11 protein-coding genes are annotated in these 9,861 nt (G+C 53.1%); 3 read left to right on the plus strand and 8 right to left on the minus strand.

What is annotated here, in order from left to right; translation table 11 throughout:
• The coding region (locus FHP88_RS18865; protein ID WP_313957301.1) for a hydrolase at positions 1–284 on the plus strand (284 nt) is incomplete at its 5' end.
• 133 nt (positions 285–417) lie between these two features.
• Here the strand turns inward: FHP88_RS18865 and FHP88_RS18870 are convergent.
• The 8 genes from FHP88_RS18870 to FHP88_RS18905 form a co-directional block, all read right to left on the minus strand.
• Positions 418–1,293 (minus strand): LOG family protein, encoded by an 876-nt coding sequence (locus FHP88_RS18870; RefSeq protein WP_144360700.1) that lies wholly within the window; start codon positions 1,291–1,293, stop codon positions 418–420.
• Positions 1,290–1,706: a hypothetical protein gene (locus tag FHP88_RS18875; protein ID WP_144360701.1), complete on the minus strand. Its 417-nt coding sequence runs from the start codon at positions 1,704–1,706 to the stop codon at positions 1,290–1,292. Before FHP88_RS18875 ends, FHP88_RS18870 begins: the two co-directional genes overlap by 4 nt.
• Positions 1,707–1,751: 45 nt before the next feature.
• Positions 1,752–3,149, minus strand: a complete 1,398-nt coding sequence (locus FHP88_RS18880) for an MBL fold metallo-hydrolase RNA specificity domain-containing protein (protein WP_144360702.1) — start codon at positions 3,147–3,149, stop codon at positions 1,752–1,754.
• Between the two features lies 1 nt (position 3,150).
• Entirely contained in the window at positions 3,151–3,558 is a 408-nt protein-coding gene (locus tag FHP88_RS18885; RefSeq protein ID WP_144360703.1) for a hypothetical protein, read from the minus strand.
• A complete protein-coding gene (locus FHP88_RS18890; RefSeq protein WP_144360704.1) occupies positions 3,555–3,968 on the minus strand; it encodes a hypothetical protein in 414 nt (137 codons plus the stop codon). Before FHP88_RS18890 ends, FHP88_RS18885 begins: the two co-directional genes overlap by 4 nt.
• Positions 3,969–4,185: 217 nt before the next feature.
• Entirely contained in the window at positions 4,186–4,671 is a 486-nt protein-coding gene (locus FHP88_RS18895; protein ID WP_144360705.1) for a hypothetical protein, read from the minus strand.
• Between the two features lie 152 nt (positions 4,672–4,823).
• Positions 4,824–5,933 carry a tetratricopeptide repeat protein gene (locus FHP88_RS18900; protein WP_186297798.1) on the minus strand — a complete coding sequence of 370 codons (1,110 nt, stop codon included), beginning with the start codon at positions 5,931–5,933 and terminating at the stop codon, positions 4,824–4,826.
• A 44-nt stretch (positions 5,934–5,977) separates the two neighbouring features.
• Entirely contained in the window at positions 5,978–6,667 is a 690-nt protein-coding gene (locus tag FHP88_RS18905; protein WP_144360707.1) for a hypothetical protein, read from the minus strand.
• Positions 6,668–6,863: 196 nt separating this feature from the next.
• On the opposite strand from FHP88_RS18905, the gene FHP88_RS18910 reads away from it, so the two are divergent.
• Together FHP88_RS18910 and FHP88_RS18915 are read left to right on the plus strand one after the other, a co-directional pair.
• On the plus strand, positions 6,864–7,577 hold the full coding sequence (locus FHP88_RS18910) for a response regulator (protein WP_144360708.1): 714 nt from the start codon (positions 6,864–6,866) through the stop codon (positions 7,575–7,577).
• Positions 7,574–8,917, plus strand: coding sequence for an ATP-binding protein (locus tag FHP88_RS18915; RefSeq protein WP_144360709.1), 1,344 nt, complete (start codon positions 7,574–7,576; stop codon positions 8,915–8,917). Before FHP88_RS18910 ends, FHP88_RS18915 begins: the two co-directional genes overlap by 4 nt.
• The last annotated feature ends 944 nt before the right edge of the window (positions 8,918–9,861 follow it).

Here is a 9,861-nt window from a genome sequence, read left to right on the forward strand (position 1 = left end):
CACTATCTGTCTCAAGGAGAGCGAACATGGAGATCAATGCATTACCCAAATACGACATGAGCGACAACCCGACCAGCTGTTGCCCGCGTTTTCATCCTGAGGGTTGGGATAATCAGGCGTTACACTTCAAAGACAAACTGTTTGTACGCGCAACCACCAACAGCCTCTTCCACATGCCCATCATCATGAGTCCTGTTTTTACAAAAACATTGGGCGCCATCAAAAAGGCCGATGCCACCAGCGACACTGATTTCAGTGTCCTGTCACATGACCCCGCCGCCTAGCGTGCAGAACATCTCTTTGCAGTAACCAAAGAAGCTACCGGACGGAAGATGTTGCACCTATCTGGCGACATGATCTTTAGTTTGGGTAATAAAATCCACTATTTATATAACTGCGATAATACCTGAATAGTGCTCAGGCAGGCGGTGTGCCGTGATAGAACTCACCCAATACTCTGATGGCCTCGTCGGCGCTGTCAACAATAGTGAACAAAGCGAGGTCCTGCTGACCGATCATCCCTTCATCCATCAGAAACTGGAAATCGATAGCGCGCCGCCAGAAGCGCTCGCCAACCAGCACAACCGGCATCGGGGCCACTCTTCCAGTCTGCATGAGCGTGAGTGTCTCGAACAGTTCGTCGAGGGTTCCGTAACCACCCGGGAAGGCCACCAGGCCACGGGCCCGCAGCAGAAAGTGCATTTTTCGCAGGCCAAAATAGCGAAATTGAAAACAGAGTTCCGGCGTCACAAACGGATTGGGCGCCTGCTCGTGTGGCAGGGTAATATTAAGACCAATGCTACGCTCACCTGCGTCATGGGCGCCTCGATTTGCCGCCTCCATGATGCCGGGACCACCACCGGTCACCACGACGAAATCGCGTCGCCCCTCTTTTTGAAAGCGACGCGATACGATCTTGGCGAAATGCCGCGCCTCAACATAGTAACGCGCGTATTCGAGCTGTTTTATAGCACGCGCGATCTCCGCCCCCAGAGCTGGATCATTAAGCCTATCCAACGCCGCCAACTCTGCCTCCGCAATATCCGGCGGCAGCAGGCGCGCGCTACCAAAGACGACGATAGTGGAGCGGACGTTGTGCTGACGCAGATAGTGTTCGGGTTTGATCAATTCCAATTGCAAACGCACCGGGCGTAAATCCTCACTTGCCAGAAATTCTGTGTCTTCATATGCCAGGCGATATGAGGGACTGTCCAGGATCGCTTGCAACAATCCTGGCCGGTCACTTTCTGGAAACGTCTCTTCCGCAAGATGCGAATCCTGCTCGGAGTTCATGGCTGGCGTTCACTGGTGCGCAGTTGCAGCGCTGTAATGCCGAACCAGACCATTGCCAAGACCATAGCGATGCCGCCCGCCAGCACCAGCAGTGGCGGCACCCCAAATGCCACTTCGGAAAGGATACCCAGCGGCATCAGCATACCAGTCAGGGTCAGCCAGGAGATCCATTTTGCCGACACCGTTGCGATCGGCAATCGCAACAATAGATAACCGACAACAATATTTATAAAGGCGAACAGATTGCCGTGAACATGCGCCAGGCGTGACTCAAAATGCTTGCCGAGGGCGTAATCAGCAATCCATTGTTCCTTGCCGGGGGCAAAGTCGCGCAGGTAGATGAGCACAAACCCGTAAACCATAAAGCCGGCCAGAAACAGGAAGCCGGTGGCAATATTCTTCTTACCTTGCATGATCTTCTCCTTGTTTTTTACTCAAATGAAGCGGGGCGGGGTAACTCACAACAACATGCTCTGACCTGGCTCAGGGATCATCACATTCCAGCCAAATTCACTATGCAGGTGCTCTCCGAACGTCAATGCTGCCGATGCCTCACCGTGTACCACGAATGTTTGGCGCGGCGGCCGTTTGAAGGCACCTGCCCAGGCAAGCAGTGCCGACTGGTCGGCATGTGCAGAAAAACCACCGAGTGTGTGAATGGCTGCACGAACCGGAATCCGTTCACCGAAGATAGTCACCTGCTTTGCTCCGTCTACAAGCCGCCGTCCCAGCGTACCCTGGGCCTGAAAACCGGTGATCATTACACTGCATTCACGGCGTCCAAGATTATGGCGCAGATGATGTCGGATACGGCCGGCATCACACATGCCGCTGGCGGAGATGATGAGCGCACCGGAACGTATCTGATTAAGCGCCATTGACTCCTCGGTACTGGCAACAAAGTGCAGGTTTGGCAAGTCGTTTCCGGCCGCATGCCAGCTGGCCAGTTGCTTCGCCTGATCATCGAACAACGCCATGTGCTGCTGGGTGATCCTAGTGACGGCCGTCGCCATGGGTGAATCGACAAAGATGTTGAGATTACGCAGCCGTCCCTGACGGGTCAGTTGATGCAAGTGGTAGATCACCTCCTGGGTGCGACCGACGGCAAATGCCGGCACGATCACGTTGCCCTGTTGTTTATGTAGCGTGTTATCCACTACCTGCACCAGCTCTTCCAGGGTCGTCGGCAGGTTCTTGTGAGAGCGATTACCGTAGGTGGATTCCATGACCAGAATATCCGCCTCATCGATCAGAGTCGGATCACGCAGGATTGGCTGACCCGGCTGACCCAGATCGCCGGAGAAAACCAGTTTTTTGCTGGTGTCGCCCTCATTGATCCAGATCTCTATGATCGCTGATCCGAGAATATGACCGGCATCACGGAAGCGACAGGTGACACCCGGATGAACTTGAATACGTTCGTCATAATTGATCGGTTTTACCAACTCAAGACAATCCAGCGCGTCCTGAACTGTGTAGAGTGGCGTTAACAGTTTCTTATGGGACACCGAACGATGCTTAGCGGCACGCTTGGCGTCGTACTCCTGTATGTGACCGCTGTCCGGCAGCATCACGGTCAGCAGGTCTGCCGTTGCACGGGTGGAATAGATCGGCCCGCTGAATCCATCACGCATCAGCTTGGGTAGCAAGCCACAGTGATCAATATGAGCATGGGTGAGCAGGACAAAGTCGATATCCTGTGCCGCAAAGGGAAACGCCCGGCGATTACGAAGCGGCGCATCATGCCCGCCCTGCACCATGCCGCAATCGACCAGGAACCGGGTATTGTCCGTCTCGACCAGATAACAGGATCCGGTTACTTCACGAGCCGCTCCAATGAATGTAATGGTCGTCATATCAGGCCTCCCGAGGCAACAGCTGCCGCCAGGCAATAACGGACACCGCTGTCAAAACCAGCGTGCGCAGGCCCATGGCGAATAGAGTGCGGGACTCGTAGGCCCCACCGACATAGATGTGGCCTTCAAGCGCGGCGAAAGTAAGTGCAGTGGCCGTGGCAATCATTATGATGAGCCATAGCGCCCAGCACTTCTGCATCCACAGCCCGACGCCAGCAATCACATAGCCAAAACCGGCAATAAAATTAAACCAGAGCACGAAGGGGACATAGTGTCCTGCCGCACGTCGTGCCGGGCCATCGAAAAACAGCACCGGCCCGCCCTCTTTTAGGGTAAGCAGGCCGAACAGAATCGTAAACAGGAACACCAGACCAAGCCACCATGGCTGTGGCCATCTATACCATTTCATTTTCTCTCTCCAATAGCGTCCATTCGATCAGCAGAATCCAACGACCACTCTGCATCTTCAAACAGCAGCGACATCATATACGCCACGCCAGCCTCTTTATGTCCGTGCGATGGCTCGAACGAGATCATGTGCGCCTTGATCACACGGAGTGCTTTTTTAACGTCCACGCCACGCTTCGGAACCAATTGAAGATCTGTCACTCCGCTATAGAACCAGTCCGACAAAAGCCGGTTCCATTTTGTATGGCCGAATTTGAATTGATTCGGGATCACATGGTACTGAGGCAAAAATTTTGTTGTGGAAAATTGCAGTTCAAACATCGAGATCTGATCGAGTTGTTCCGGCCCAAAAAGAATCGCTGCAGGGCGAGCATTTATGCTATCGGCATTTTTGGTTCCCATCTTTTTCATTATCGTTACCATTTCATCAATTTCATTGATTTGAGTCTGTCGCCTTTGAGCTCAGCAAAACCTTACGTTCTCCGCTCACGTTCGTGTTGAAATTCTGATGAGCAGGTAATTGTAAAAAAACGCCCTTTTAACCCACCATCCATTTGCAGTCAGGGGGCATTAATGATCCCCTGACCACCAAGTACCGGATCCCTACCGTTTTATCAGGTTCTTCTTATCACCTGCCACGCCTACCCCCAGCGCGTCCCCCACTGCCCATACCACCACCCATACTGCCTTGGTTCTGGCGCTGATCATAACCATAGCCGTAGCCGTAGCCGGATGCCCCCGATTCGGTACGGGAGCGTTCGCGCACCAACTCACCACGGCCGCGGTCGTTGTCTTCATTGGCGCGCAGGCGCCGATCAGTGTTGGCATCCGCGTTCCGATTACTCTCACGGCCCAGGTTTTGCCGCTCTTCTTGACTCATGTCCTGTGTCCGTGTCCGCATCTCTTCTCGATATTGCTCCCTGTCCTGTTCACTCATGTCGCGGTTTTGGGTACGCATCTGGGCCAATTCTTCGGTCGTGTATTGACTGAAATCCACCGCGTTGACAGCGAATGATGCCAGTAGTCCAGCCGCCGCAAATGACAGTCCCCAAGGGGAACGCATGCACATGAATGATCTGCGTTCCTGTTTCTGTTTGATTGATCTGTCGGTCATTTTCATCTCTCCTGATTTAATTGGAATTGACAGTCACTCCCCCCAAAGGGCCGGATGCCATCTGCATAGTTATGATCGGTTGAATCTGTTTCTCGGGTATTTCTGTCCAAGCCAGAAGTGTTACAAGCTGTTTCAGGAGCTGCAGACGTGATTTACATGATCAAGTTACGCTGGGACAGCTGGCGATACGATTTCCCGTCCCCCACTCGATCGAACGTCTTGTTTCCGCTGTGTTTTTCCTGCGCGGAATTCAGCTTATCCAAAGCCTTCCTCGCACCGCGGACATACAAGTGATCGGCCCCGAAGTCTTCCTCAAGCAGTCCAAGTACCAGCTCGAACTGCGGCTTGGCTTCCTCCAGACGCAGTTGTGAAAGGTATTCGTTGCCGAGTTCATAGACATTGGCAGCAATACGTAGACGCTGTGGCGCGGGGGCTGTCTTCCAGTCCGCTAGCACTATGTGGTAAAGCTCGTTCGCCTCGTCCATCCGCTCCCGGCTGACATAGAAATCAGCCAGGATATGTTGCGCGGCGGCGATATTCGTGCGGTCTGGCACGGTATCCGCCTCCAGGATATTGACCAACCGCTTCAACAGCTGCTCAGTTTCGTCAAATCGTCCTTCCTGCAGGACCACTCCTGCCAGATCCTTCAGCCGTGGGGCCAGGGACGGATCCATGTTACCCAGGATCTGTTCACGTATAGCGATACTCTTCCGCCATGTGCGTTCGGCCTGTTCGTAATGCCCTTGGGCGAGATAGATGGTCCCGAGATCGTCCATAAGCAATGAAATGCGGATATCTTCCGTCCCCAGCACCGCTTGGGCCACTTCCAGGGTCTTTACCTGATACGCTTCCGCCTCGGCCAAGTCTCCCTTTTGAATGGCCAGGCTGGCAGCGACTTGCAAGTATCCAGGGTCCGACGGTTGCAACTGCAGGGCCTCCTGAATCAGCAGCCCTGCAGCGGCGAAGTCCTTCTTCTCGATGGCCACGACGGCAAGTGAGAATGCAGCCTCAGCAGCCTGCTGCCTGCCGTTTTGCCGTACCTTCTCCAGCAGTGCGACGGTTGGAGTCACCGTACTACTTGAGAACGCTCCCGCCTGTGGCAGCGCAGCCGACTCAACGGCACCAGCCATGACCGAATCCACCGGCGCGGTCTGTTGGCCCAAAATGACACTGCCTGCCACTGCACCGGCGCTGGCGGACAAGAGGTAAAAAAACAGCGTCAGGCGCATCGCACCCGCGGTGATTTTGCTCTGCTTGCTCATGTATCGCTCCTCGATTAATCCATATAAGACGGATAAAGCTGTAATCATGACGCGCCACCCACGGCATTGGCTGCCCGCACATTCACCCGATCATAGAAACGTTTGATCGACACATTCCGCGATGAGCTGGGCGGCATGAAATCGGTGATTATCTCAAGCTGTCCGGTATTGGCGTTAAGATGGTATCGTTGCAACAGAGTGGGGTTGCTATCCCGTGTGGTTTCGATTACCAGTACATCTCCCTCCCAGCCTGCGGTGGTCACCGCTTGTGGTACGGAGCTACTGGCAGATACCACCGCCCCCCGAAAATCCGTGAAGAGCCGCTGCTGCGGACCACCATCCGCGGTAATCAGCAACATGGGGTCTGCATGGGACAACTCCAGTACTTCCGCGCCACTGATCAGGGAACGCAGCCCGCTGGTCGAGGCCGCTAGCATGCCTCCGGAAGAACCCCTGCCGCCGCCTTGGTGCCCGCCACCCATGCCACCGCCTTTAGCACGCCCGAAACCGCTACCCATACCCCCACGCATGCCTCGAGACTCTCGCATCATCTCCCTGATTTCCTTCATCTTGGCCTCCGGATCGTCGCTTGACGCTTTATCGAGCAGCCAGGTACCCGAAAAATTCACTTGTAAGTTGTGATTAACCTCGGACATGGAATTCTCTTCAGCCGAGTAGACCGGCAAGGCAAGGCCCAGGTAGAGCAAGCTGGTTATAAAAAACATTCTTTTCATCGAGACATCCTGTGTGTAAATTTCTGGAATCTGCTAAGGGGCCAGCGACTAACAGCGCGCTGGCAATCATTTCGTAGGTGAATAGTCGGCGCCGGGTGTTTCCGGAAGATTTCCGCCGATAGCGAATATGTAACAATGTGTTTCACAACAGCCGATCGAATAGGCAGGAATGGAGGAAAAGCGATACACTGAAACGATGGAAAACAGATCCGAACACCTGCTGATCGTGGATGATGACCGTGCATTGCGCGAGCGGTTGTCGCGTTATCTGGTGGAACAGGGATTTCGCGTCACGGCGGTCGCGGATGGACCGGCAATGGACAATTTTCTGGCAAAACAGATCCCGGATGCGGTGATCCTGGATCTGATGCTGCCGGGAGAGGACGGACTGAGCCTAGCACGCAGACTGCGTGCGGTGAGCAACCTGCCGATTATCATGCTGTCGGCGCGTGGCGAGGATATCGATCGCATCATTGGGCTGGAGATTGGCGCCGATGACTATCTTTCCAAGCCATTCAACCCGCGTGAACTCCTTGCCAGAATTCGCGTCCTGTTGCGCCGCCAAACTACTTATACCAGTAAGGAGCAAGAGATAATGTATACTTTTGCCCCCTATTGCCTTGACATAACGAGACATGAACTCACCAGAAACGGAGAACCGGTCGCCCTGACGACTGCAGAATTCACGTTACTGCGTGTCTTTACTGAACACCCCAATCGGGTTTTGAGTCGTGACCTGTTGATTGACCTGATCAAGGGCTATGATCGTTCACCCTTTGATCGCTCCATCGATGTACGTGTTACTCGTCTGCGACGCAAGATCGAGGAAGACCAAACCGCACCACGTTTCATTCGCACCATCTGGGGTGAAGGATATCTGTTCTCACCCAAAGGTGAACCGCAAGGATGAAGAACCCTTTGCAACGCTGGTGGCCGAAAACGCTCTACGCAAAAACCTCGGCGACACTGGCGGCAACAACATTGCTGTTCCTGCTGCTAACGCTGATAACAATTGGCTACTTGATTGTTGTACCGGTTGCAAAGCGATCAGCCGATGATCTTGCCGCCTTGATGATGGTGTCAGCGCAGACCTGGGCCGAGTTGCCGCCGCAGACGCGTCCGGACTTCGAACTGGAACTGAAACTCAATCATGGACTGACACTGGCCAAGGCTTCATCGCCGCTTACGCATGAAGTAACAAGGCTGCTTCCATATACCCGCTTTCTGCAAGACAGTCTCATACAGCGTAGTAACCAAAAAATTACTATCCATTCGACCATTTCAGCCGATGGGACCCGCTGGTTCTGGACAGACATTCCAGTCAACAAGCGTGTAGTGCGTTTTGGGTTTACCCTTGCACGACTCGGTCCTCAGCCACCGCTGGCGGCTCTAATTGTATTTGCGCTAGGTGCAGCACTCGTGTTGCTGACAGCGCTTCTGCTAGTGCGCCGCCTGACCCGCCCGCTTGCACGTTTTGCCAAAGCTGCGGACGAGATCGGCCGCGGCGTCACACCCAAACCACTTCCGGAAACGGGGCCGGTTGAGCTGTTACAGCTTTCACGCACCTTCAATCACATGGCGCTGCAGGTACAGGAACTGCTGGCTGACCGCACCACGATGCTCTCCGGCATTGCACATGATCTACGTACGCCGCTGGCGCGCTTGGGCCTCACCCTCGAAATGCTGAGACCTCAAGCTGATACACAGCTGATTGCAGAAACCACACAGGATATCCAGGAGATGGAACATCTGATCAGCCAGTACCTGCAACTGGGACAGGAGCTGACAGGCGACAGACCGGAAACTATAGATATAAGAGATATCATCGACCGCTGTGTCATCGATGCAAGGCGCATGGGTACGGATATCGACTGGATACCAGATGAACCATGTCTGTTTACCTTGCAGCCGCTGGTGTTAACGAGAATCCTTGCCAATCTGTTGCAGAATGCCGTGCGTTACAGCGACGGCACCGGGGTTGCTGTTGAAGTCAGACGAACCCCAGAGAGCTGCGTAATCAAAGTACTGGATCGGGGGCCGGGTATTCCGGAAGCAGAACGTGAATCTGTATTCCGACCTTTTTACCGTATGGAGCCTTCCCGAAACAGTTGTACCGGCGGTAGCGGCCTGGGGCTTGCCATAGCCCGGCAACTGGCGCAATTCCACGGCTGGCGCCTTAGCCTGATTGCACGACCGGGTGGCGGTACCGAGGCGCACATCGAAATACCCTCTTGCACATCATTAGATTAACCCCTCAATCTAATGCCCTATGCCAGCCCAATGCCTCAAACATGCTGAAGCTTGTGGCTATAGCCACGGTCAAACCTATTCAAGCTTCCAGCTTCGCCAAGAGGTTTACCCGATGATCAATTCGTTAGGCTAGTGAACGGTACAGACCATGAACACTAAGGATATTTATATACGACAACTTAACGCCACATTTAACCCGCAGAATAGATGCATTTACGACCTATAACATCTATATAGAATCAAATAATTACCTAAGCGTTTTTGCAGAGAATTTCTGTTCGATTTGAGATGACTCTATTAATTCTATTACCAATTCCAATATTTCCAATGAAACGCCTCTGCTAGACCCAAAAAAAGATTGCTCGCCGACCACCTAGACATCTGCTAAGCGAACAGTCCCGCTGGTGACCTGATGTGACCCGACTAACAGCAGTAAGTCGGCAATTGCCCATCCACTGTTCAGGCAAGACCCATCCAATAGCGGGCGCTCAGTTCGACACCCGGACTGCAAATCAATGACACTGACCCGAATGGCATTTACTTAAACGCATATTAACTGCTGTTTTAATGACTTAGCATTCTTCATTACACAGGGCTGTTCGTCACACTTTTTATCTATTTCTGTGCAGAGCCATATTATTTGTTGGTTAGATAAATAGGGTGTTCCTACCATGCAATAACAGATTGGTTGTGAGCGCAACATTAACTCATTTATTGTTAATGACTAATGTCCTTAGGTAAGTGCCATTCAACACTGACCCCATTGTTTCCAAGGGTGCACTGATCACACGTTACCGACTGAGTGAATATTTGCGACTGGAAGTGCAATCAGGAAAAGGCCAGAGTATGGATCTTATTTATGATGTGGAGCGCTAATACGTGCTCTTCGTCAGCGGCTATAATCGGGTTAAGGGAAACACTATCTGTCTCAAGGAGAGCGAACA

Source organism: Sedimenticola selenatireducens, from assembly GCF_007625115.1.
In the GTDB taxonomy this organism is placed as follows: Bacteria; Pseudomonadota; Gammaproteobacteria; order Chromatiales; family Chromatiaceae; genus Sedimenticola; species Sedimenticola selenatireducens_A.